Genomic DNA, 24535 nt, shown 5'->3' on the forward strand with positions numbered 1-24535 from the left:
ATTACAGGTCGGCCAGCGTGGTCATGGAGCGCCTGATCCCCTCGGTCTCGAGCGGGAGACCGGTATACCGGGCCAGGAAGTCGATCACCTCCGCGGGATCGGGCTGCCCCTCGATATCGGGGAGCAGTACGAGGAAGCGGCTCGGCTCGATGCCCTGATCACCGATCAGGGCAACCAGTCGGCCGCTGCGCAGCCGCAATACCAGCAGCGGCATGCCCGTCTCGGAGGTCGTATCGAACGACGCCTTCACCGCCCGCTCCACCAGCGGCAGGGGTAGCCGCAGCCAGGCGATCGGCAGGCCGGAGCCGCTGGACGGCCAATCCTCGGGATCGGCGGGCATCAGGGCGGGTCGCGGCCACGGACGGCGGCGCTCCAGCTCCGCGAGCAGCTGGCGCAGGAACGCGAGAATCGTTGTCTCGGAATGGGGTTGCGCGGCCGATGCCGCCGCCGGTGGCAGGGCCGCGGTGGTCACCGCCCGCACGAAGACGGCGTGAAACTCCGCCACGGTGGCGATGTAGCTGATCCGATCGATCAGATCGTCGGCGGCCCGTGCCACGAGACCGGCCTCGGTGAGGTCGGCGGCCGCGCTCGCCGACGCGCAGAAGTCCGTGATCAGCGTGTCGTACCACGCGTCATCGGCGGGCGAATTCTGCAGTGCGGGTTCGGAATTCACGGTCGGTTCCCCTCGGGATCGGTGGACGGGTTCGGCGGCGCGCCCGCCGCACTCACGATTCGGACGTCCGCCGTTCATCAGGGCGGTCCCAGACGCCGCCCTCGTCTCCGAGCGGGTCCGTGGTGGAGGTGATCACCCGGGTGGGGCGGTCGCCGCGGCGCTTCTTGCGTCCGGGGTCGGTCGATTCGCGCGCGCCGCCGGAACCCGGCGTCGACGGCAGGGACGGCATGCCGCCCTGTCCCGCGGAGGCCCGCGACAGTGCCGAGGCCGGGCCGTTCGGGCGCAGGAGTTGTTCGCCCTCGAAGGGCTTTCTGGCGAGGGTCTCGGCGATCGGCTCCGGGCCGAGGGCGCCCGGCGGGCCGGCGGCCGGTATCCGGCCGCCGGGGATCCCGGCTTCCCCGGTGAACGGATTCAGCTCTGCGGGAATCAGATACGGGCCGCTCGCGCCGGGCAGCAGGCCCTCGAGATCGCCCGGTTCGATCGCGCCCGGCGCTCCGGATCCACCGAGCGCGGGGATCTCGGTGCCGGGCAGGTCCGGCACTGTGCCGTCGAGAGGAGTGCCATTGGACGGAATGATGTCGCCGCCGGACCCGGTACCACCGGGACTGCCGTAAGCACCGCTTCCGAGGCCGGGTGTGCTCGGCGGGGACGACGGGGAATGGGCGCCACCACCGGGGCTGCCACCGCCCGGCTTGCCACCGCCCGCGCTGCCGTGACCGCCGCCGCTGCCCTGGCCACCGCCACTGCCGTTGCCTCCGTCGTTCCCGTTCCCATTGCCGTTCCCGTTCCCGTTGCCGCCGTTACCGTCGTGGTTGCCGAGATCGGGGGGCGAATCACCGCCGGAGCCAATGGATTTGATGTACGCCTCGCCGTAGACGTCCTCGCCCTTCTGGAACGCGTCGCCCGCCTCGACGAGGTCGGTGCCGTACACCTGGAACACCGACTTGAAGGATGGGAGCGCACCGCTGGAACCGATCAACGCGTCGCGGGAGGCGAGATATCCCGAGGCGCCCTCGGAGAACTTCTTGCCCATATCGTCGTGGCCCCAGGGTTCGCCGAGGCCGTCGAGGTGCGAGCCCAGTCTGGAGACGATGCCGTCGAGCACGTCCTGCAGATGCTGGAAATCCTTGCCCGCCTTGACCAGATCGTCGATATGGACTTCGAGGGGCTGGGACGAATCCGAGGAGCCGGACGACGCCACGAGACCTCCTATATGCGATCGGCGAAGTTGTCGGCGACGGTGGCGGCGAGTTCGACCAGGGCACGTTCGGTGTTCTTGTGCAGACAGGTCAGGTCGATCTCGGCGCCCTCGGACAGATGGGCGTCGTAGGGAAGGATGTGCACCGCTCGGCAGTGCGACAGGAAGTATTCGCGCAGCTGCTGGATGTCGATATTGGGAGCGCCGGGGCGAGGCAGGTTGATCACCACCACCGCGTCGCGCACCTGAGCGGTCCGGCCGTGCAGGGTCAGCCAGTCCAGGGTCGCGGCGGCGCTGCGGGCGCCGTCGATCGCGGACGAGGAGACCAGCACCAGCGAATGCGCCAGATCCAGCACGCCCGCCATCGCCGAATGCATCAGGCCGGTACCGCAATCGGTGAGGATGATGTTGTAATAACGCTGCAGGATTCGCGCCACCCGACGATACTCCTGCTCGTTGAACGCCTCCGACGCCGCCGGATCGCGTTCCCCGGCAAGCACTTCCAATCGACTGGTGGCCTGTGAGGTATGCCTGCGCACATCGCCGTAGCTGTGGATCCGCTCATCCAGCAACAGGTCTCGCACGGTGGAGCGGGTCTGCAGCGCCACCCGCTGCGACAGGGTGCCGAAGTCCGGATTGGCGTCGACCGCGACCACCCGGTCGCCTCGGATGGAGGCGAAGATCGAGCCCAGGCCCATCGTGGTGGTGGTCTTGCCCACGCCGCCCTTCAGCGACAGCACGGCGATGCGATGGTCGCCGTGCAGCGGCTGATGGATGCGCGCGAGCAGCTCTTGGCGATACCGCTCCCCCGCCGATACGCGGGGATTCAGGGCGCCGCCGGAGAGATGGTGCACCGCGCGCCGCCAGCCCGAATCGGATCGCTTGGTCGCCCGGCGCAGCAGCATATCGTCCAGTGGCGGTTGTGGATTCAGTACGAACGGCTGCTGGTGCCGCTGAGGCGGATGAACCGGCGGAGCGATCGGGTGCCACTGCGGCTGGGCGGCAGCGGAATCCGCCCTCGGCACCACCGGATCCGGTGGCGCGGCAGGCTCGAATGGCTCCTCGTTGTCGATATCCTGTGCCAACCATGGTGGGAGCATCGGGATTTCGTGATACTGAGTCACGATCGCGCTTCACCTCCTCCGCACCTGTCGTGCTACGGGGAGCATGCGGGCAGACGGTAGGCGTCGCTCGCCGAAGTGGGCGTTCGAACCGCTTGTTCACCAATAGTTCTCCATATTCGAGCGCGCTTGCGCGCCTCGCCGACCGGCGCAGTCAACGGCCGGGTGAACAGTAGGATCCGCCGGTCACGCAGCACTTGCGGACCACATGGCGCTCACTAGATTCCTCGAATGAGTCGTGTAGGTATCGAGTTCGCCGATCAACCCCGGGAGGGTGCCGCGATGAACGTTGTCAATGTGCAGCCGCAGATATTCCATCAGTACGGTGACATCTCCGAGGGTATGGCCGCGACGGTCGCCGTCGCCGGAGCCGTGGATCAGGCCGCGAGCATCGCCGCCGCCGTACCGGTATTCGGACTGATCGGCCAGGAGTTCCTCGCCAGTTTCGCCTATGCCCAGGCCAACCATCTCGCCGCGCTGTCCGGGCTGACCGACATCTGCACCGGCACCGCGGAGACCTCCCACGCCGCGGCCGCGTCCTATGAGCACACCGAGCGGAACAACGTGGAATCCTTCACGCCCCCGGCGGTCGCAGAGAAATGAAATCCGCCGAAACCCTCGCGGAGCCACTGCATCCCACCGTGCTGTCTGCGCTGCAGGACACCCCGGTCGCCCCACTGCTCGGTCAGCCGGTCCAGCAGGTGCTGGCGGGTATGGGCCTGCCCGCCCTGCCGCAATTCCCGCCGCTCCCGCCGCTGCCCGGTCTGCCGCCGCTACCGCCGCTCGACCCCGCCGCCCTGGTCAAGCCGATCACCGATCTGTTCAGCGGATTCGGCAACGGGAAGCTGAGCGCGACCGGGGCGCTCAATCCGCAGACGGTGCTGCAGAACGTGACCCAGGCCGTCAACACCGCGATGCAGTTGGTATCCGCGGGAATTCAGCTGCTGCAGTCCATGGACAGCCCCGGAGCCCGGGCCGCCACCGCCGCGGCGACCGATACGTACGCGACCTCGGGGGCGATCGCCCAGCAGGCCGCCGGGATGCACCTCACGATGGGCGGTGCCGCCGAATCCGTGGCCACCGGCTACGTCCAAATGGCCGCGGTGGCAGCACGATTCGCGCTGACCAGCGCGGCGCTGGGCCCCACCCTGGCGACCCCGCCCGGACAGGCCGCGCTGCTGGCCACCGCGCTCGAGACCGGCACCGAGGCGGTCGCGATCACCGCGCACACCAAGGCGAAGTTGGGTGCACACGCGACGCATATGACCAAGGTCGGCGATCGCGTACCGACCCGGAAACCACCGCATCCCAAGCTCGTTCATGCCTCGTCGACCCCGAAGCCGACCGGGACGCATATCGCGCACCAGGCCGCGGTCCAGTCCGCACCGATGCACGCGGAGTCCGCACCGGCGTCGACCCAGTCGAGCCAATCGGTTCTCCAGCAGCTGTTTTCGGAATTGCAGCAGGTGATACAGCCGCTGATGTCGGCGGCACAGCAGATCGGCCGGGAGGTGACCGCCCACGTTCCACCCCCGGTGGCCCCGGTCGCCACACTCGCCGCATCGGTCGGCCCGACCCCGGCCGGTACGCCGAGCTCGATCGGCGGATACGGCGGATTACGCGGCGCGCCAACCGATCCCGCGGCCGCGCCCCTGGGCCAGTGGCAGGCGGACGGCGTCGCCGCGGCGTCGCCGAGGTCGGCCGGATTCACGACCATCGGCGCCACCACGGCCGCCACGGTGGAAGCCGAGGCGCTGCCGCCGATCGTTCCGCTCGCCGGAGCGGCAGCGATGGGGTTCGGCGGCCGGGCCCGCCCGGCGCAGGGCGGCGAGGCTCTGGTGGATGCCCGGCACGGCGACGAGCTCGTCGGTGCCGCGGACGACGACACCACGGCACCGGTCATCGGCGGCGTTCCGGCGGACAACCCGGACACCCCGTTCAGTCTGTAGAGGAGAATTCCCATGAGTCGCATCGCATTCGATCACGAACTCGCCCGGCTGGCCGCCGGTCGGCTGGACGCGCTCGCCGACGGCCTGGAGGGCGGACTGCGCGATAGGTCCCCCGCACTGCATCCAGTGGCCGCGGCCCTGGACCCGGTGTCGGTGCGGACCGCGCAGACCCTCGACGAGGTCGGCACGTCATTTCGGCAGTCTTATCTGAGCGGTGTCGGCGAACTGCGCAAGATCGCCGCCAACCTGCGCTCGCACGCGGATCTGCACGAGGGTTCCGACAACGACTCCGTCCAGATGTTCCAACCCCTGATGTAGCACCGCGAGAGGAGGATTGACGCGATGGTCCAATCGCCGCAGGCCGGATTCACCGGCACGGTGTGGGATGCGGTCCCGGCCGAACAGCTCGCCCACGAGCTGACGACCGGGCCGGGTACGGCGCCGATGGCCGAAACCGGCCTGGGCTACGCCGCGCTCGCCGCGGGCCTGGGCGGGGCCGCCGCGGAATATCGAGCCATTCTGTCCGTCGTGGGCGATGCCTGGGGATCCCATTCCAGCCAGGACGGTCTGGCACAGCTGGGACAGCTGGCCGATTGGCTCGACGACATCACCACCGCGGCTCGACACAATGCCACGACCGCCGCGCAACAGGCGGCCTCCTATGAGATCGCTCGGTTCGCCATGCCGCATGTGGCCGAGATGGCCCAGGCCGTGCACACGGTCGAGGATATGGTGCACGGCAGTCTGCTCGGCGTACCGCTTGCGGGACTGCTGGATTCGGCCGAACAGCAACTCGACGCGCTGCGTGATCAGGCCGCGCAGGTGATGCGCACCTACGAGGCGGCCAGCGTGGATCTGGCCGAATCATGGCAGCAGGACCAGGCGCCCGAGGTCTCCGCGGGTGCCGCTCTGCAGGCCGAACAGGCGCCCGCACCGTCGGGCGACACACCCCAGGGCCCGCCCGCCGATGCGGGCGTCGTGACGCAGCCCGCACTGCAGTCGGCGCCGCCGGTCGATCTATCCGCGCTGAATGTGGTTGCGCCGCCGACGGTTCCGGTGGGCAGCGAATCGCTGGTGGTGCAGCCGGTGCTGCCACCCTTCCCGACCGGCGCGCCGACCGCGGCCGCCGCGCCGGTCATGGCGGCGGCCCAGCCGGTCGCGGCCCCGCCGCCGATACCGCCCCGGACCGCGGTCGAATCCCCGCGCTCCCCGCAGCCCGACGTATCCCGGGCCGCGGCCGCCGACGCCGGAGATCTCGGCGCGCGGATCGTGGCCGACGCCGGATTCGCCACGGCACCAGCCGTTCTGGGCGCCAGCGCGACCGGACGGCCTGCCGTGCCGGTGGAGGAACGGTGACAACGTTGACCACCGACGCCGTCCTGGCGGTCGCCGACGCGCTCGGCGTGCAGACCCTCCCGGCCGTACTCGCGCTGCGCCCGCGACATATCGAATACACCGGCCTCGCCGCCGCGCGCGCCGCCGCGTGGCCGGATCTGCGCGACCGCGGCGTCTTCGACCACGACGGGAACGTCCTCGACGACGATCTGGCCACCGCGCTGTTCGCGCTGGCCCGCCCGGATCGCCAGCTGGTCTTGCGAATTCGCCGCGGCGGCACGCTACATCGCGTCTGCCTGGCCCGCCGCGGCCTCGACCATGCCCTCGCGGTCCGCGTCGGCGAGGAGCTGCGGGTGCATACGGTATGGGGCGATGAGGATCCCGAGGTGCTGGCCCGCCCGCTGCTGGCCGCGCTCGGATCGTGTCCGCCCGCAGATATCCCGGCGTTCACCGCGCCGACGGCCGAGCTGCGGCAGCGGTTCGACCACCCCGAGACCAGCCACGCGTCCGCCGCCTATCAGCTCGGCATGCCCGAGGCCGACGCGATCACCCTCGGATCGGCGCTGCGGCAATGGCATTCGCTCGCCGAGTTGGTCTGCTATTCCCATCGGGAAGGCCGTGCCGTCCGTTCTCCGGCCACCGCCGCCGTGTACGACACCGCGGTCGGGCGCATCATCGGCGGCGGCAGTATCGCCCCCGATGGGCAGGCCTGGACCACCCTCGCCCCGGGCAGCGATCGTCGATTGGCGCATGCGATAGCCGCGCAGATCGAATCGTTGCCGGAGGGTCGTTGGATGCCGTAATTCGCGCGCGAATTCCCAATCGTCCGGAGTTGCGTCTCCGGCGCTGTCACACCACCCACTTTTCGAGAGGAAACACCATGCCCGGCGAAAATGCCTTGCACCTCGATTTCGTCAATTTCCAGAAGCACGCGAACGACTATGCCGCCGTGATTCCCCCGATCAACAAGACGGTGGACGCTCTGAACACTTCGGTCCAGGACGCGAAGTCCGGCTGGGAGGGCGATGCCAATACCGCATTCACGAACTTCGCCAACGCCCTGGACGAGAAGATCCGCAAGGTGAACAAGGATCTGGGCGCGGTTTCCGATGCGCTGAACACCGGTGAGAAGACGGTCGCGACCTCGGATCACGAGAGCACGTCCGGATTCACGTCCCTGAGCAGCACCTACAACTAGTTCGAATATCGAGAACGGATACGCCACAATGCTGTACGACCCGAATACCGTCAATAACCTGATCACCGACCTGGGCACCTACCACACCCAGATCTCCACGGAGCGGCAGAATGCTATCGACGCGGCGACCAAGCTGACAAGCCAGGCATGGCAAGGTACCTCCTCCGTGGCCTTCAAGCAGAAGCACGACACCCTGATGACCGATCTCCAGGATCTGCTCGACACCCTGGCGAAGGGCAAGCAGCACGTCCAGGATGCGCTGTCCAGGGCCCAGCACACCGACACCAAGGTCGCGGACGACTTCACCTGGTAGCCGGATGGATCGGAGTTCGGGCCCGTCGCCATGGGGCGGCGGGCCCGAACTTCGTCAGGCCGGATCCGCGACGCCGAGGTATCGGGACTCCTCCGGAATCCACACCAGCTGAACTGTCACCTCACCACCCGCGGTGCGAATGAGCACCTCGCCGGGATCGTCCGGGGATTCGATCAGCACGACATCGGCGGCGAGGATCGCGGCCGAGGTCTGGGCCATCGAGCCGAAATGGACGGCCGTCGCCTCGGACACCTGCCCAGTGGAGGCGACGCCGTCGTAGACGATCATCGTGGCCGCGGCGGTGTGCTGCGCGCCGCCCTGCGACGACACCGACAGCGCCTCCGGCTCATCGACCTCGCGCACCAGGCGGTCCCACACCTGCGGTCGCGTGCTGTGCACGATCACCCGAGCGCCGACGGCTATCGCGCGCAGGATCATCAGCTGCACCAGGCGCAGGCCCCCGACGATCTCCACCCGCCGCACGGCCGGACCGAAAAGCGGCACCGCGACACCGAATCCGTCGCTGGTCGCGCCGATCACCTGGCCGCAGCCGCCGGTCGGCACCAGGAAGCGGGCCATGGCCGCGGGCACACCGTGGGCGGCGGCGGACGGACCAGGATGCCCGCCGTCCATCAGGATTCGGCGCTGTGAACCACTCAGCGGGCGCAATCCCAGTCCGGCCGGAGTCCGATCGCACTCGGGCTCCTCGTCGTCCGTATCGTGGCGGACCAGCGCGGTCAGGGCCACCGTATCGGTTTGCCGCGTGGGCGTATTCGAGCCGATCGCGGGGGTCATCCGCAATCGCGTCAGCGTGGCCACGCCGGGCAGCGCCCACACCGCGGCCAGCGCATCGGGGTCCAGGCGCTCCGGGCGGACGGTGTAACCGGCCAGGCGAATATCGTTGCCGCGCAGCGCACGCCACCCTTCGGCCCAGTCCCGCGGATCGGTGTCGTGCAGTGTGGCCGCCTCCGCGGCGGCCAGCTCGGCGGCGGTCAGCATGGATATCCGGATCCCCCGGGTGGCCAGGCGGCCCGCGACCCGGCGGGTGGCGACCAGTGCCGTGCGGATCATGCCGTCCTGTCCGCCGCCGCGATTATCGATGGCCTCGGCATTGTCGAGCGGATCGAATCGCAGGACCAGCCAGACGGTTCGGGCCGCGGCCGCCGGGAGCGGGCCGAGCAGCTGTTCGTACAGCCGGACCACCTCGCGCGGGCCCCGGGTGCGGACGCCGAACGTGACGACGTCGACGGCGGCGAGCCGGATATCGAACTGGGATACGCACCGCGCCACCTCGGCGAGCGAGACGGCCGCATCGCTGCGGATCTCGGTCGAGCGCAGCAGGGTCGGGGTCACGTCGGTGCGGTCCACCCGCAGCATGGTGATCAGATGACGGCCGTCCCAGCGCATTCCGCAGCGGGCGCCGCCGGATTCCGGCACCGGGACCTCGAACGGCTCGTCGTACGGCCGGATACCAGTGCCGCGCCAATTGCGCCACCCGAGCGCCGATCGCATTGCGAGAATTCGCCAGATATTGGTCTTCTGCAGCCGGATCCCGCCGACCGCCGCAATTCCCAGGCCCACACCGAGTGCCACCCAGAGCGATCCGCGGAATGCGATGGTCACGGTGCCCGCGACGGCGGCAGCGGCGGCCGACGGCAGCACCACCGACAACGGCAACCATCCGAACAATCCGCGGGGACCCGAACGCAGCGGCGGAATCTCCGCGGCCCCCGGAATGACCCTTTCCGACATGGTGACGTCACCCATTGCGCACAACTCCAAATCCATTCAGCGCCCACCCCTGCCGTGCGGTAGCCTCCCACACGCCAGCCGAATTTGCGTGTTCATGCGCACGGTGTTCATGCGCGTGGTGGAGGAGTCGAAGTGCCGGCACAGTTGACGACCCGGGCACAGGTCAATGGTTATAGATTTCTGTTGCAACGTTTCGAGCACGCACTGGTGCGTCGCGATGTGCGGATGCTGCACGATCCCATGCGCATCCAATTCCGGTCACTGATCACCGGATTGGTGCTGGCCGTTCTGGTCACCGGTGGATGCGCGGTGCTGGCATTCCTGCGGCCGCAGGGTCAGGTCGGCGAGGCCAAGATCATCATGGGCGCCGACAGCGGGGCGCTGTACGCGATGGTGGACAAGACGCTGCATCCGGCGATGAATCTGGCCTCGGCCCGGCTGATCACCGGTAGCAGCGAATCACCCACGTCCGTCAAGGATTCCAAGCTCTCGTCGCTGTCTCGCGGCCCGCTGCTCGGCATACCCGGCGCCCCGGCGTCGCTGCCCGGACCGGTCGACGGCGACCGCTCCGCCTGGGCGCTCTGCGACGATACGACCTCGGGGCTGAAAACCACTGTCCTGGACGGTATTCCGCAGTTCGGCCCGCGAGTCCGCCCGGCGGCGGCCGATGAGGCGCTGCTGGCGTCCCGCGACGGTGCGACCTATCTCGTCTACGACGGCAAACACGCTCGAATCGATATGGGCAACAACGCGATCGTCTCCGCGCTGCAGCTGCAGAACATTCGGCCGCGGCCGATCGGAACCGGGCTGCTGAACGCCACGGTGTCCGCGCCAGACCTGCTCGTACCCGCGATCCCGAATGCGGGGGCGCCCAGCACGATTCGCGACGGCAGCATCGTCGTCGGCTCGGTGATCCGGGTCGAGGGGGTACACGGCTCCACGCCGTATGTGGTGCTCACCGAGGGGCTGCAGCGGATCTCCGAGTTCACCGCGGAGGTGCTGCGCACCGCGAATTCGATGGGGCTGACCGCGATTCCGCTGCTCCCCCCGGATGCGATCAGCGCCCTGCCGATCGTGCACAGCCTGCCGATCGACGAGTTCCCGCCCACGCGCCCGGCCATCGTGTCGGCCGACAGCACACCGATGGCCTGTGCGTCGTGGACACGCGGCATGCACGATCCGGCGGCACGGCTGCAGCTGCTGGTCGGCACACAGCTGCCCCTGGCCCCCAGCGCGCAGCCGCTGGTACTGGTGGCCGCAGACTCGGCCTACTCCGCCTATATCCCTTCGGCCACCGGCGAATTCGTGCAGGCGACCGGGGTCGAGCCGGACAGCACCCGGCGCGATGCGCTGTTCTACATCACCGACACCGGCGTGCGGTTCGGCATTCCGGATGCCGCCACCGCCGCCGTACTCGGCCTGGCCCAGCCGAAACTCGCGCCGTGGCAGATCATCAGCCAGCTCCCCGCCGGACCCATGCTGGATCGGCAGTCGGCCCTGATCGCCCGCGACGTCGTCCGCGCCGACGGCACGCCTCGGTAATGGGCACGGCGTGTTCATCGGCCGTTCACCGGAGCGGCCGAGGTGGATTCGAATTCGATTGGGAGGGCTCATGCCGCGGATAGTGGGCAGATATGCGAACGGCGCCGCTGTCGTGGCCGTCGGCGGGGTCTGTGTGGTCGTCGAACCGGATGCGCTCGACGCGGCGGGGCGGTGTATCACCGATCCCGCGGCCTTGCGTGTGACGTTGGTGAGCGCCACGGCGATCGACGGGGGTCTCGCCGCGAGCGATGAGCCGATGCCCGACGAGGTGCTGTCGGCGGCGCAGATCGAGACGATCCTCGCCTGGGAGGTCGGATTCGTCGAGGGTGTGCCCGGCGACGACGAGCGGCCGGGACTGCGCGGCGCGGAGGCCGAACTGTATCTGCGCTATCGCCCCGATACCGGCGACGCGTATCCGAACGGTCTGTACCGCCGACGGTGATCGCGGCCGATCCGACGAGTTGACCGGCCCTGGTATGGCACGTTCATCTCCGATGGCCGACACTTCCGATTGAAAATCGGACGGCCGAGCCCGGATGGGGATGTACAGACAACCATGACACGCGAGATGGACCTTTCGCGACAGCGTCGCGGCGTGGTGCTGGTGGTCCTGTGGGCCACCAGCTTCCTCACCAGCGTGGACACCTCCGCCCACAGCATCGCGGTCGGGACGCTGCTGCAGCAGCTGGGCGACCGGCCCGTGATGCGCACCTCGGTATGGATTCCGAAGGCGCATGTCCTGGGATTCGCCGCACTGCTCATGATCGGCGGCGCGCTCACGGATCGGTTCGGCGCCAAACGCGTTCTGGTCGGCGGCTATCTGCTGTACATCGGCGGGACCGCGGCGGAATTGGCATTGGTGACGACCTCGATCCCGCTGATCGTGATTCGCGTGATCATGGGCGCGGGCGCCGCGGTCATGATTCCGGCGACGCTCTCGATCCTCACGACCATCGGCCGGTCCGTCCTCGAACGGGCCAAGACCGTCACCGTCTGGGCGGGTTGCTGCGCGGCGGGTGTGACCGTCGTTCCGTTGATCTGCGGCCTGATCCTGAATCATGTGTGGTGGCCGCGGGTGGTGGCCGCGCTCGGGGCCATCGCGGTGCTGTCGCTGATCGGGGTCGTCGTATTCGTCCCGGCCACACCGGCGGATCGGACCGCCGCGGTGGACTGGCCGACGATCGGCACGGTGACATTGGGTTTCGGGCTGGTGATGTTCGCCCTGGTGCAGGCGCCGGATTGGGGATGGTCCGCGCCGGCGGTCGTGGCGACGATGGTGGCCGGGGTCGCGCTGCTGGTGTGGTCGGCGATCAGGCGGCGCGGCGGCAGTCTGCCGCACGATTTCTTCCTGCGCGCGGATACCCGTGTCCGCCCGGCGATGTACGCATTGGTCGGCGCGATTATGGCGTTGTTCGGGAGCGTATTCCTGATCGTTCAATATCTGCAGGCCGTGCGCGGCCATACGCCGATCGTCGCGGGCTGGCTGCTGTTTCTTCCGGCATGCGGCGCGACCGTGATCGGGGTGAAGGTGGGCTCGGAATTGCAGCGTCGCTTCGGAATTCCCGCCACCCTCGTCGTCGGTCTGACCGCGATGCTGAACGGTCTGGCCACCGGCCTTCCCGCCGACGCGAAGGGTGAACTCGGCCCGATCGTGGCCATGGTGACGGTGGTGAGCGTGGGTTTCGCCGTGGTGCTGCGGGTCGCGCTGGGCACGATGAGTGCGGCCCTGCCCTTGGCCCGCAATGGAATTGCCTGGGCGGCGACGGCGACCGCCATTCCGTTCGGTGGGCTGCTCGGCGTGGCGATCGTCGGCAGCCTCGTCGATCGGGGCTATCACGACCATCTCGTGATGCCCGCGAAAGTCCCGTCCCACGACGGGGCAGTGGTCAGCGCGAATTCGGTCGGCCGGGGTGTGGCGGTGGCGACGTCGGCCGGTGAGCGGGTGGCCGACGCCGTGCAGAACGCCTTCCTGGCCGGCTACCGGCACGGGCTGCTGGCCACCATCGCCGTCGTCGCCGTCATGGTGGTCGCGATCCTCGTATCCGCTGCGCGTTCGGCGAAGTCGACCGTATCCCGATAGGAATCCTCAAGAGAATTCCGGATTATCAAGAGATTCCAAAGACCATGCGGATCCATTTTGAATCTCCAAAGCCGTTGCAAATGTTGGGGATTCGAGAGTTGACTATTCTCGAATTTCGCCCATAATTCGATCTGAGTCATCGAGCATGATGTGACTGGACCATCGAAAGGCTGATTCGCCTTGTACAACTTCGACAACGGCTCTTCTGTTCGCCGTCGCAATACCGGCCGGATCGGCGCGGCGCGACCGTCGGCGTCACGGACCTCGGCCGAGGAGACACTGACCCGATCGCGTGCCGAGCGAGCACAACTCGAACAGGGCCGCCTGTTCCACGCCACTCTCGTCGAAGAGGCGGAACTGCTACATGAAGAACTCCGGCAGTTACACGAGGAGCTCCGCGAGGTCCATCGTCAGTTGAGCAATCTGCGCAGGCGATTCCCCAGTCTGCCACCGGCTCCGCGACCGACGGGCTATCCCCCGATCGCCGTCGCGCCGGTCGCCGCCGCCGGGCCTCGCACGAGCGGCGGCCGCGCCACCGCCTGACGCGTACGCACCGCCCGGGAAAACCGCCCCGGCAGCACGAGTTGTCCTCTCCCGTACTCTTCGGATGGTGTCTGGAGTGCGGAAGGAATCATCGGTCGTGCGTGTGGTGGTCGTGGAAGATGATCCGGGTATGGCCGCAGCCGTCGTCGACGGTCTCACGGGCCAGGGATTCGATACCGTCGATCATCTCTCGCACGGCCTGGACCTGCTGACCTCGCATGCCGGATACGACGCCGTCGTCCTCGACCTGGGTTTGCCCGACGTCAACGGGTATCTCGTTCTGCGCCAACTCCGTAAGGTCAGCTCCATTCCCGTCGTGGTGCTCACCGCCGAGAGCGATGAGCTCGCCGCGGTGTCGTGTCTGCGAGCCGGCGCCGATGATTACGTGGTCAAGCCCGCGCGGGTCGGCGAACTGGCCGCCCGGATCGAGGCCGTCGTGCGGCGCTCGCGGGCCGTCGAACGTCCGCCCGCCGTCGTGCTGGCCGGAGACGTCCGGGTCGACCTGGCCGCGCACCGGATCGAGGTGGCCGGGCAGCCGGTGGCGTTGACCCAGAAGGAATTCGCCGTGGCGCGGGTGCTGGCCGAACGGGCGGGTGTCGCGGTGAGCAGGGAAGAGTTGATGGATGAGATCTGGGGCGAGAAGAAGGCCTCCATCTCCCGTTCACTCGATGTCCATATGGGCGGGCTGCGCTCGAAGCTGAACCGTCCCGGTCTGATCACTACCATCCACGGCTTCGGCTACAGATGGGCGCGGTGAGGGGTACAGCTCGTGCGCGGCCGTTTGCTGATGATGTTCACCGCGCTCGCCGCGATCTGCATGACCTATCTCGCCGGACTGATCGGCTGGTATCAGGCGGCCAGCGCGACCCGCGGATTGGTCATCGATCGGATCCATGACGCCGACCGCTTCGCCGCGTTGTCCGCCGGCGATCCGGCCGAACTGCGGGACGAGGCCCAGAGCTATCACGACCGCAGGGACAGCGGCGTGCTGGTGATCGACGCCAAGGGCATCGTGGTCTGCTATATCGGGATCGATGGCGGCGATCCGCGGGTCATCGACGTCGTCCAGCGCGCCCGGCGGTTCGAACCTCCGCAACTGCCGGAGAACCTGCTGCCATGGGGCCCGCGGACGATACTCATCGCGCAGACCGTCGGAACTCCGCCGCGGGCCGCCGGGGCCGTCGTCATCGTCGCCTCGACCGCCGAGACCCGCGCCGAAATCACCGACGCCTGGATACAACTGGCGTGTATCACCGCGAGCATGCTGCTGGTGTTCGGCGGCGTGGCGCTGGTGCTGTCCGGCTGGATCCTGCGGCCGGTCTCCGAACTACTCCGCAATGTCGATGCCCTGACCGCGACCCTGCCCGCACCGGGCGGTGGGCCGCGCCGCGCGCCGGGCAAGGGCGATGGGCCGCCGGAGATCCGGGAGTTGTCGGATGCGGTCGAGGCGATGACCTTGGCGGTGGCCGAATTGGCCGCCGCCGAACGGCGGCATGTGGCCGATACCGCGCATTCGATGCGGAACCCACTCGCCGCGTTGGCGGTTCGGCTCGACGCGCTGCGCCCGGCACTCGACGGCAGCGAGGCCGAATCGACATTCGACAGCGTGGTCGCCGAGGTGGATCGGCTGACCGGACTCCTCGACGGACTGTTGGCCGATGCGGTGGCCGAGTCGCGAACCGAGTGCGGCGCAACCGAATCGGCGACGGTCGCCGCGGCGTGTGATGCCGTGGCCGTGGCCGTGGACCGGGTCGAGGCATGGCATGCGGCGTTCGCCCGGGCCGGTATGGCGTTGACGATCGAACTCCTGGCGCACGGCGCGCCGGTGGCGGTGCCGGAGCAGATCCTGCGGCAGATACTCGATGTGGCACTGAGCAATTCGTCACGCTACGCCGGATCCGGGGCCCATGCGACCCTCACCGTGAGCCGGGAGTTCGATTCGGTGGTCGTATCGGTAAGCGACACCGGGACCGGGGTGTCGGAGGAGGAGATCGATCGGCTCACCACTCGGTTCTTCCGCGGCGCGAATGCCGCGGCCGGTGGATCCGGGCTGGGACTGCCGATCGCCGCGACGCTGGCCGTGAAACACGGTGGGCTGTTGTTCATCGATGCCGCCGATCCGCACGGATTGGTTGTCACCGTGAGTTTCCCCGCGGCGACCGACGACATGGAATCGACTGAGGCCGACTGTCTTACGGGACGGTGAACTGCTGAAGAGGCGGTGAACTCTCGGCTCCGGCCGCCCGGGGCCGCGCGCCGAATGCGGCAGGATTCGCTCTGCGGGCCGAGGTCATCGGCGCCGCCGCCCGGCAGCATGGACATCAGGAGGGGTTGTGGCACGGCCGAACGATCGGTTCATCGCCGATGTGGCCCAGTTACTGGACTCGTTCAGCGCGGCCATGGCACAGGTGAGCGATATGCGCCGGCAACGGGACGCGCTGACCGGCGAGGCCAGCGTCGAGCGCGGGCGAATCACCGTGGTGGTCAACGCCTCCGGATCCATCGAGCGCACCATCTTCGCCGAGGATATCGACGATCTGAGCTACGCCCAGATCGCCCGGGCGACCCTGCAGGCCGCGCAGCAGGCGGCGGCCGAGGTGAAACATAAGGCCGAGGCGCTGGCCGGCACGCTGCAACAGACGCGGGCCCGGATGCCCCAGCTGCCGGATCTGATCGACGGCATGCCGCAATTGCACGCCGATATCGCGCCACCGCCACCGGCTCCCCTGACCCCGCCGGGCGAGCGGGCGATCGGCACGACCGAGACCGAGTTCGAGGACGCGATCGAATATCAGCCGTCCCGACGCAGCGCCTTCGATCGCTGAGAGGAACCCCCGCGTGTCCGACCACGAATTCGCCGCGGAGATCGGCGAACTCAGCGCCGAGCTGGCCGAGATCACCCGCCTGCAACAGCAACGCACCACACTGATGGGCGTCGGCGCCACCGAGCGCCGCCGGGTCACCGTCACGGTGAACGCCGACGGCATCGCGATCGACATCCGCTTCTCCCCCGATATCGGCGACCTCGACTACGACGAGATCGCGGCCGCGGTCACCGAGGCGTCGCAACTGGCGGTGGCCGATGTGGCCAGGCAGACCGCCGCACTGTTCGAGCCGATCACCCCGGACCGAACCGCGAGCATCACGATCGACGACACCCTGGCCGGCATCGCGTATCTGCGCGACCAATTGCGTTGAGTGCGGGAGTTCGACAATGGCAACACCTGATTCGGACGGAACCTGGTCCGATCTGAAGACGCGGGCGGGCGACGGCCGGCTGAAGCTCGAGGAGGGCATCGCGGCGAAGTGCGCCCAGCACGTCGAGACGATGGTGAATGCGATCATCGGCACGCACACCTGGATCCAGCAGAACTATCAGCGGGCGAGCCCGGATATCGCCGCGACCGGCTCCGGCGCAGCGCTGAAACTGGTCTTCAACAACAAGATCGGCCAGGAGATGGAGGAGCGGCTGGATCGCCACCGCGACATCCTCATCGAGATGGGCAATGCCTTCGTCGCGGCCGGGCGGGCGTATCAGGCCGCCGAACACTCCTCGAAGGTGAGTTTCGACAACATCTCGTTCACCGATCCGGGCGGAACTCCGCCGCCCGGTGAGCCCTATGTCCAGGCGATACCGCCTCGGGGCACACCGGATTGGCCGGACAGCAGGATGGACAAGGTGCACATCACCCCGGAGGAGGGGACCAATTTCAGCTGGCAACAGCTGTATTCGATCGGCCAGAGCATCAATCCCCAGGCCGTCGCCGACGCGGGCGGCGTCTGGTACTGGCTGGCGCAGGACGCGCTGACCCCGGCCTTCACCGAACTCGACCAGAACATCTCGGCCGCCTCGGATCAGTGGACCGGACAGGGCGGGGACCGGGCGATCGCGGCGACCCAGCGGTATGTCCAGGCGTCGCAGCAGCTCGTCGCCGATATGAACAAGCTGGGTGATGTGCTGATCTTCACCGCGGGCTGGCTGCAGCAGACCAAATCCGCCATGCCGCCCACGCCCGAGCCGCCGACCACCACCGGCTCCGGGCCGCAGGCCGCCCCCGTCGACCTCGCCGAGGTGACGCGGCCGTACCAAGAGGCCTTCACCGCCGATTACACGGATAACTTCGAGGGCACCACCGGCAATATCGTCACGCTCCCCCAGCCGCATCAGGTGGCCGGAACGCTGGACGTCAACGATTCGGCCGACGACGACAAGCCCGGCGACAAGAACCCGGACGACACCGAGCCCGACGACACCAAGCCGAACAAACACGAGACCGGCGACGGCGATCCGGCCGGTGACGGACCGGAGAAACCGGATCCGTCCACACACACCCCGGACGGCGAGCCGAAGCCGAATCCGCACGATTCGAACCCGCCGACCGACGGCGACATACCCCCGAACAAGCCTGAGATGCCGACGAATCCGGATCTGCCACCGGCCGATCCGACGAAGCTGCCGTTCGATTCGTCGAAGCCGCCGACGGGACTGCTGAATTCGGTCACCGACCCCTCGAAACCATTGTCCGAGAACCGGACACCGTACCTGATGCCGCCGTTCACCGGCGCGCTCGCCACGAATACCGAGAAGGGACTGCTGTCCCGGTTCGGCGGCGGGCTGGGCGGCGCGCCACTGGCCGCCGAGAGCAAACTGCTCGAACGGGAGTCGAAGCTGTTCCCGCGCGCCAGCCGAATGGTCGAGCGGGGGCCGTTGGGGCGGGCCGGGGCGGCGGGCGGATCCGAGCCCGGCATGCCGCTCGGCGGTGCGGGCGCGCGGCGGAACGAGGAGAAGGAGCGCAAGCGTTCCGAACAGCTCAAGTCCACCGAATACCTGGACGAGGCGGTCGGCGAGGTCGGGCGCGGCATCCGCCCGGTGCTGGATCGGTGAGCGCGCGGGCGTGAGCATCACCTGGAACCTGACCGATGCCGAACTGGTTGTCGCATGGGACAAGCTGTTCGCCGACCATCTGCCCTCGCCGCTGTGCGCGCTGCTGGGGGTGCACTACGCCGAGGAATACGCCCGCGTGGCCGCCGAGACCTGGGACGGCATGCGGGCCCGTTACGACGGTTCGCTGCACGATGCGCTGACCCGCGTCGCCCGCTCCGATGTGCGGGTGGTCGCGCATGCCGTCGATCCTCGCCATCCGGAGGATTCCGAGGCGCGGGTGCGCGTGCTCGGTGCGCGCCACGGCGCGGTGGCCGTGCTGATCCGGCAGCTGCCGGGCGAAACCATGTGGCGTAGCGGCGGATTCGTGATCACGATGGGTGAGGCCGAACGCCTGCCCGGGGCCGTGGTGGGCGCCCTGCCCGCGCGCGATCCGGGTCGGCTGCCGGATGTCCCGATGGTGGGTTCACGCGACCGCAGCGAGATCGACCACTGGTACGGGCAATCCGAGGTCTACGACAGCTATCCGGAACTCGAACGGCGCGCCGCCGCGTGGCTCGACCATCCCGTCGATGTGCTCGGCTCCATCGAAACCTCCCAGGGCAGTTCGATTTTCGGGCCGCGCGGGATCACCACCCGCCGCATCTACTGGCGGGATCTGACCGACGACGGCCGCTATGCCATCGCGGATACGTCCCGCCCGATCGCGGTCGGCGTCGACCGGCGGCGGCTGGCGGGGATGATCGCCGTCGATGTCGGCGCGGCACTGCAGACACTGGAGGACGAGCGGCGTGACTGAACAGATCTGGTTCTCCGATGAGGTGGCGGATTTCGGCACCGCGATCCACGAATCCGCAGTGTACGACGGTCCTTGTGCCGCAACCGATTCCGTGGCCGACGATGCGGCAGCTCCCGAACCGGCCGCTGCCGTCCCCGCGGACGAGACGGGATTCACCGCCTACTCGACCGGTGAGGCCGCCCTGCGCGGCGGCGACATCGTGGTCACGACAACCGAATCCGGCCTGCCGCTGGCGTTGCGTGTCGACCCGGGGCAGCTGCGCCGCGATCCGGCCGATCTGGCCGATGATCTGCTGCGCCTGTGCCGGTTGGCGGCCAACCGCGCGGGGCTGACCCGGCGCAAGCAGCTGTCCGGCCTGGGCATGTCCGATCAGTCCCTGGATCTGCTCGGTCTGCCCACCCAGGACGCGGTGGAGCAGGCCGAACTCGGTGACGAGAACGACTATGAATTCGAGCCGCGCAGTTGGCTCGATCGGGATGGGAGTGTGTGGTGATGGGGAGTTCGGGAACCGACACCTCGACCTGGAAAGGCCTCGCCGACAACGGCGAACTGAAATTCGACTCCAGCGTCGCCCAGGAATGCCTCACCGCCTGCCAAACGCTACTCGGCAACATCGAAACCATGATGAACTCCATCGGCGGACTCAAATCCCCCGCCGAACCACTGTTCACCAAAATCAGCGACACCGGCACCGACACCGTCGACACACCCACCCGCTACCGCAAACTACTCAACGACAAATGGACCGAACTCCACGACACCCTCGACCAACACAAACAACTCCTCAACACCGTCGGCGACACCTTCATCCACGCCGCCAAAGCCTACGGAAACTCCGAACACGACAGCGCCCTCACCTTCGACGACCCCAACAAAACCGGCACCATCACCATCGACAGCACCGGCACCATCACCCCACCGGCTTGGTCGACCTATTCCTCCGGAAGTTCGGGATCCTCAGGAGCTTCCGGATCCTCCGGCTCGACCACCATCACCCCTGACGACTACGCGACCACCATCGCCGACGCCGCCGAGGACGGCACCTCCTTCGGCCTGGAACAGTTCTACTACATCGACAAATCCATCATCGCCAACCGAAACGACCTGACCGCCGCCGCCGAACAATGGCAATCGGTACAACGCACCTGGGACGGCTGGGCCATGGATTTCCACACCCACATGAAAGCCGCACTCACCTCCGGCAACTGGACCGGCAAAGCCGCACCCGCCGCCAGCACAGCCATCGACAACTACGTCAACGGCGCGGTCACCCAACTCGGTAAATCCATGAGCGCCATGTACAAAACCATCGTCACGCTCGACAGCCTGCTCACCGATATCGCCAACACCATCACCAAAGAACTCGACACCGCCGCCACCAAAGCCGAAAACGCCACATTCAACAGGAAGGACGGCTGCTGCGCAGACAGCTACGCCATCACCGACCTCCAAGACTACTGGAGCAAAACCTACCCACCCGGCCTCCACAAAATCGCCACTCTCACACCGGCATTCAAGGATCCCGCCACCATTACCAAGAACGGTAGCGGCGGATCCGGTAGCGGCGGTGGGTCCGGCGGCAGCGGCGGATCAGGATCAGGCGGCGGCAGCGGCGGCTCGGGCTCGGGCGGAGGATCCGGCGGCGGCAGCGGCTCCGGCGGCGGCGATTCGGGCGGCGGAGGCAAGTCCGGCGGCGGCGGCGGTGACGACTCCGGCAGTGGCGGAGGCGATTCCGGCGGCGGGGACAAGTCCGGTGGTGGCGGCGGTGACGAATCCGGCGGCGGCAGTGGCGGTTCGGGTGCGGGCGGCGGCAAGGGTCACGGCGGCAGTGGTTCGGGCGGCAGCGGTGGTTCCGGAGCCAGTGGCGGCTCCGGCTCCTTCGGCGCAGGGACCGGCGCGTCCGGCAGCGCCGGGGATCTGCTGAGCCTGTTCGGTGAGGTGCTGCAGCTGCTCTCCTCGGGCATCCCCGGGCTGATGCAGCTGGGCAGCCAACTGCTGCAACAACTTCCGCCTGGTCTGCAGCAGCTCGGCCAGGCCTTCCAGAGCGGAATGCTCACCTTCGGGCAGGCGATGAACGCCGCCGCGACGGAGGTCGGCAAGGACGTGCAGGACCTGCAGAAGGGTTTCGACCGCGATCTGCGACGCGTGGAGCGGGATCTGGGCATCCTCCCGGCGGACGATCCCGGCAGCCCGGTCGAGCCGCACATCCTCGCGGGACCGCTCGGCCCGACCGGTCCGCTGTCGCCGGGCGTCGAATTCTCCCGGGCCTCGGCGCCATTCGAGGCGCAGCCGACGGCGCCGACCGACGTGGTGGCCGGTGTCGCGGCCGCCCCATCCCCATCCGCCACCCCGGGCACGCCCGTGCAGCCCGGCAAACTCGAGAAGCTCGAGGTGAACGACTGATATGCGCACCTGGTACCTCAGCGATCTGGAGTTCATCGTGCTGCGCGAGCGACTGCTCGATCGCGGTCTGCCCTGGCCCTTCTCCTATGTCGGACCGGTCCGCAGCCGCATCGACTTCCTGCACGAGAAGGCCCGGATCTGGTCGGCGCTGCAGGCGAATTGGGATCCCGACCTGGCCGACGCCATCGTCCGCGCCGCCAAGCCGGACGCCCGAGTCCAGATCAGAGCCTGGGACAGTAGTGCGGTCATCGATCCGAAGGGCCGCTACTTCCTCATCGGTAATCGCTGTGGCTCCGAGGCGGTGGTCGTGCACGGCTACTGTGAGCGCCACTACGAGACCTACGACCGCTATCGCATCGTCGTCTGTGACGCGCATGAGCTGGCCGGTGTTCTGGTCGACAGCCTGCCGTCCATGCCCGCCGGTACGCAGGGCCGAGTCGAGCTGATGTCGTATCGGGCGGAGACCATGGATCATTGGAGCGGCCGCTCGACGCTCTACGACGACGGCGACGACAACGTCGAATTCCGCAGTGTGCGGTGGCAGAGCGCATTACGCACGACCGTCGGCATCATCGATGTGCGCCAGGGCAGGTCCAAATTCGGACCGCAGGGCATCGTGCTGCGCCGGTCCTTCTGGGAGGACCATCCCGACGATGGCCGCTATCTGATCGATACCGATCCCCCGGTGGCCGCGGTCGGGATCGACGCCGCCGGGTTGCAGGCGCGGATCGATCAGGAGATCGCCGAGGTGCTGCGCGTGGTGCAGGACGAGTCCCAGGCGGGCATCGTGCGGTCGAGCGTCTTCGGTGACTAGGAGTGTGTGGTGATGGGGAGTTCGGGAACCGACACCTCGACCTGGAAAGGCCTGGCCGACAGCGGCGAACTGAAATTCGACTCCAGCGTCGCCCAGGAATGCCTCACCGCCTGCCAAACCCTGCTGGGCAACATCGAAACCATGATCAACTCTGTCGGCGGCCTGAAATCCCCGGCCAAACCGCTGTTCACCACCAACAGTGATGCGGGCACCGATGCCGTCGCCTCCCCCACCGACTTCCGCACACTCCTCAACACCAAATGGACCGAGCTCCACGACACCCTCGACCAACACAAACAACTCCTCAACACCGTCGGCGATACCTTCATCCACGCCGCCAAGGCCTACGGGAACGCCGAATACGACAGCGCCCTCACCTTTTCCGACCCCAACAAGACCGGCACCATCACCATCGACAACACCGGCACCATCACCCCACCCGCCTGGTCGACCTACGCCTCCGGAGCCTCCGGACCCTCCGGCTCGACCGCCGTCACCCCCGACGACTACGCGGCCACCATCGCCGACGAGGCGGAGGACGGCACGTCCTTCGGCCTGGAACACTTCTACTACATCGACAAATCCATCATCGCCAACCGAAACGACCTCGCCGCCACAGCCGAACAGTGGCAGTCGGTCCAGCAGAGCTGGAACGGCTGGGCGATGGACTTCCACACCCATATGAAAGCCGCGCTCACGTCCGGCAACTGGACGGGCAAGGCCGCACCGGCCGCCGCCAAGGCCATCGACAATTACGTCAACGGCGCGGTCACCCAACTCGGTAAATCCATGGGCGCCATGTACAGCACACTCGTCGCGCTCGACAGCTTGCTCACCGATATCGCCAACACCGTCACCAAAGAACTCGACACCGCCGCCACCAAAGCCGAAAACGCCTCATTCAAAGTCAAAGACGGCTGCTGCGCAGGCAACTACGCCACCAGCGACCTCCAGGACTACTGGACCAAAACCTACCCACCCGGCATGCACAAGATCGCCACCCTCACACCGGCATTCAAGGATCCGGCCACCATCACCAAGAACGGCGACGGCGGATCCGGCGGCAGTGGCGGATCAGGCAACGACGGCGGCTCGGGCGGCGGCAGTGGCGGCTCGGGCGGCGGATCCGGCGGCGGCAGTGGCGGATCGGGCTCCGGCGGCGGCTCGAAACGCGAATCCGGCGGCGGCGATTCGGGATCGGGCGGCGGCGGCCTGGGCGGCGGTCTCGGCCTGGGCGGCGGCGGTGGAGGTCCGAAGGGCGGCCTCGGCCTCGGTCTGGACAGTGGCGGCGGCCCGAAGGGCGACCTCGGCCTCGGCCTCGGCGGTAGCGGCCCCAGCATCGATCCCGGAAAGCCTTACGTCCCAGGCGCATCGGGCCCGCTGGGATCGGCGATCAAGAACTTGTTGGGCAGCAGCGGCCCACTCGACCCGAGCAATCTGTTCGGCGGCAGCGGCGCATCCGGCCCGTTCGGCGCATCGGGCGCCTCCGGTCCCTTCGGTCTGGACGGAATATCCGGGGCCAGCGGTTCGGACGCCTCCGGATCCGGCCTGCCGACCGGTCTGGCCGGGTTCGGCGGCGGTGGCGGTGGCGGCGCGTTCGGCCCCGGCGGTTCCAAGCCCCTGGCACAGGAATCCCTCGGCGACTCCAAACTGTTCCCGCGCGCCTCGGCGCCGGGCAGCTCCCCGGCCGGCAAGAAACAGCAGCAGGACGAGGAGGTCGTGGTGAGCCGGGCCGGAATCGCCACCACGGCACAGGAATCGGCGATGCCGATGATGCCGCCGATGGGTGGAATGGGCGGCGGAATGGGCGCGGGCGCTCAGGGCCAGCAGAAGGAGCGCAAGCGCGCCTCCTATCTGGACTCCAAGGAGCATATGGAGGGTGCGATCGGCGAGGATCCGCTGAGCGTGCGCCCCATCATCGATCGATGACAGG

The 24535-nt window shown here is 68.1% G+C and carries 25 protein-coding genes; 21 read left to right on the forward strand and 4 right to left on the reverse strand.

Annotated elements, in window-relative coordinates:
• Position 1: 1 nt before the first annotated feature.
• From ACIA76_RS19535 to ACIA76_RS19545, 3 genes are read right to left on the reverse strand one after another with little or no spacing between them, the layout of a single operon-like run.
• Positions 2-673: a hypothetical protein gene (locus ACIA76_RS19535; RefSeq protein WP_397153235.1), complete on the reverse strand. Its 672-nt coding sequence runs from the start codon at positions 671-673 to the stop codon at positions 2-4.
• A 52-nt stretch (positions 674-725) separates the two neighbouring features.
• Positions 726-1874 (reverse strand): hypothetical protein, encoded by a 1149-nt coding sequence (locus ACIA76_RS19540; protein WP_397153236.1) that lies wholly within the window; start codon positions 1872-1874, stop codon positions 726-728.
• A gap of 8 nt (positions 1875-1882) precedes the next feature.
• Positions 1883-2995: a MinD/ParA family protein gene (locus tag ACIA76_RS19545; protein WP_397153237.1), complete on the reverse strand. Its 1113-nt coding sequence runs from the start codon at positions 2993-2995 to the stop codon at positions 1883-1885.
• 279 nt (positions 2996-3274) lie between these two features.
• On the opposite strand from ACIA76_RS19545, the gene ACIA76_RS19550 reads away from it, so the two are divergent.
• The 7 genes from ACIA76_RS19550 to ACIA76_RS19580 all read left to right on the forward strand — a co-directional run bounded on the left by ACIA76_RS19550 (position 3275) and on the right by ACIA76_RS19580 (position 7787).
• Positions 3275-3595 (forward strand): type VII secretion target, encoded by a 321-nt coding sequence (locus tag ACIA76_RS19550; RefSeq protein ID WP_397153238.1) that lies wholly within the window; start codon positions 3275-3277, stop codon positions 3593-3595.
• Positions 3592-4941 (forward strand): hypothetical protein, encoded by a 1350-nt coding sequence (locus ACIA76_RS19555; protein ID WP_397153239.1) that lies wholly within the window; start codon positions 3592-3594, stop codon positions 4939-4941. Before ACIA76_RS19550 ends, ACIA76_RS19555 begins: the two co-directional genes overlap by 4 nt.
• A gap of 12 nt (positions 4942-4953) precedes the next feature.
• Positions 4954-5259: a PE family protein gene (locus tag ACIA76_RS19560; RefSeq protein ID WP_397153240.1), complete on the forward strand. Its 306-nt coding sequence runs from the start codon at positions 4954-4956 to the stop codon at positions 5257-5259.
• 24 nt (positions 5260-5283) lie between these two features.
• Positions 5284-6297: a PPE domain-containing protein gene (locus tag ACIA76_RS19565; protein ID WP_397153241.1), complete on the forward strand. Its 1014-nt coding sequence runs from the start codon at positions 5284-5286 to the stop codon at positions 6295-6297.
• On the forward strand, positions 6294-7079 hold the full coding sequence (locus ACIA76_RS19570) for an ESX secretion-associated protein EspG (protein WP_397153242.1): 786 nt from the start codon (positions 6294-6296) through the stop codon (positions 7077-7079). Before ACIA76_RS19565 ends, ACIA76_RS19570 begins: the two co-directional genes overlap by 4 nt.
• Positions 7080-7156: 77 nt before the next feature.
• On the forward strand, positions 7157-7474 hold the full coding sequence (locus ACIA76_RS19575; protein ID WP_397153243.1) for a WXG100 family type VII secretion target: 318 nt from the start codon (positions 7157-7159) through the stop codon (positions 7472-7474).
• Between the two features lie 28 nt (positions 7475-7502).
• Positions 7503-7787, forward strand: a complete 285-nt coding sequence (locus ACIA76_RS19580; protein ID WP_397153244.1) for a WXG100 family type VII secretion target — start codon at positions 7503-7505, stop codon at positions 7785-7787.
• Between the two features lie 54 nt (positions 7788-7841).
• Here the strand turns inward: ACIA76_RS19580 and eccE are convergent, their stop codons facing one another.
• A complete protein-coding gene (eccE, locus tag ACIA76_RS19585; protein WP_397153245.1) occupies positions 7842-9575 on the reverse strand; it encodes a type VII secretion protein EccE in 1734 nt (577 codons plus the stop codon).
• Between the two features lie 96 nt (positions 9576-9671).
• On the opposite strand from eccE, the gene eccB reads away from it, so the two are divergent.
• The 14 genes from eccB to ACIA76_RS19655 all read left to right on the forward strand — a co-directional run bounded on the left by eccB (position 9672) and on the right by ACIA76_RS19655 (position 24531).
• Positions 9672-11081: a type VII secretion protein EccB gene (gene eccB, locus ACIA76_RS19590; RefSeq protein WP_397153246.1), complete on the forward strand. Its 1410-nt coding sequence runs from the start codon at positions 9672-9674 to the stop codon at positions 11079-11081.
• 70 nt (positions 11082-11151) lie between these two features.
• Positions 11152-11523 (forward strand): hypothetical protein, encoded by a 372-nt coding sequence (locus tag ACIA76_RS19595; RefSeq protein WP_397153247.1) that lies wholly within the window; start codon positions 11152-11154, stop codon positions 11521-11523.
• A 114-nt stretch (positions 11524-11637) separates the two neighbouring features.
• The gene (locus tag ACIA76_RS19600) at positions 11638-13161 is read left to right on the forward strand and encodes an MFS transporter (RefSeq protein WP_397153248.1); all 1524 of its coding nucleotides are present in this window, start codon (positions 11638-11640) and stop codon (positions 13159-13161) included.
• A gap of 180 nt (positions 13162-13341) precedes the next feature.
• A complete protein-coding gene (locus ACIA76_RS19605) occupies positions 13342-13704 on the forward strand; it encodes a hypothetical protein (protein WP_397153249.1) in 363 nt (120 codons plus the stop codon).
• Positions 13705-13801: 97 nt separating this feature from the next.
• On the forward strand, positions 13802-14461 hold the full coding sequence (locus ACIA76_RS19610; protein ID WP_397153493.1) for a response regulator transcription factor: 660 nt from the start codon (positions 13802-13804) through the stop codon (positions 14459-14461).
• Positions 14462-14473: 12 nt separating this feature from the next.
• Positions 14474-15910 (forward strand): sensor histidine kinase, encoded by a 1437-nt coding sequence (locus ACIA76_RS19615; RefSeq protein WP_397153250.1) that lies wholly within the window; start codon positions 14474-14476, stop codon positions 15908-15910.
• A 127-nt stretch (positions 15911-16037) separates the two neighbouring features.
• Positions 16038-16529, forward strand: coding sequence for a YbaB/EbfC family DNA-binding protein (locus tag ACIA76_RS19620; RefSeq protein ID WP_397153251.1), 492 nt, complete (start codon positions 16038-16040; stop codon positions 16527-16529).
• A gap of 13 nt (positions 16530-16542) precedes the next feature.
• On the forward strand, positions 16543-16902 hold the full coding sequence (locus ACIA76_RS19625) for a YbaB/EbfC family nucleoid-associated protein (RefSeq protein WP_397153252.1): 360 nt from the start codon (positions 16543-16545) through the stop codon (positions 16900-16902).
• A gap of 16 nt (positions 16903-16918) precedes the next feature.
• Entirely contained in the window at positions 16919-18589 is a 1671-nt protein-coding gene (locus tag ACIA76_RS19630) for a hypothetical protein (RefSeq protein ID WP_397153253.1), read from the forward strand.
• 10 nt (positions 18590-18599) lie between these two features.
• Entirely contained in the window at positions 18600-19385 is a 786-nt protein-coding gene (locus tag ACIA76_RS19635) for an ESX secretion-associated protein EspG (protein ID WP_397153254.1), read from the forward strand.
• Complete coding sequence (locus ACIA76_RS19640) at positions 19378-19878, forward strand: hypothetical protein (protein ID WP_397153255.1); 501 nt, start codon at positions 19378-19380, stop codon at positions 19876-19878. Before ACIA76_RS19635 ends, ACIA76_RS19640 begins: the two co-directional genes overlap by 8 nt.
• Complete coding sequence (locus tag ACIA76_RS19645) at positions 19878-21788, forward strand: hypothetical protein (protein ID WP_397153256.1); 1911 nt, start codon at positions 19878-19880, stop codon at positions 21786-21788. The genes ACIA76_RS19640 and ACIA76_RS19645 overlap by 1 nt, the downstream gene beginning before the upstream one ends.
• Before the next feature lies 1 nt (position 21789).
• Positions 21790-22602 (forward strand): ESX secretion-associated protein EspG, encoded by an 813-nt coding sequence (locus ACIA76_RS19650; protein WP_397153257.1) that lies wholly within the window; start codon positions 21790-21792, stop codon positions 22600-22602.
• Between the two features lie 12 nt (positions 22603-22614).
• Positions 22615-24531, forward strand: coding sequence for a hypothetical protein (locus ACIA76_RS19655; RefSeq protein ID WP_397153258.1), 1917 nt, complete (start codon positions 22615-22617; stop codon positions 24529-24531).
• Positions 24532-24535 lie beyond the last annotated feature (4 nt).

The organism is Nocardia sp. NPDC051570 (assembly GCF_044454005.1).
Taxonomy (GTDB): domain Bacteria; phylum Actinomycetota; class Actinomycetes; order Mycobacteriales; family Mycobacteriaceae; genus Nocardia.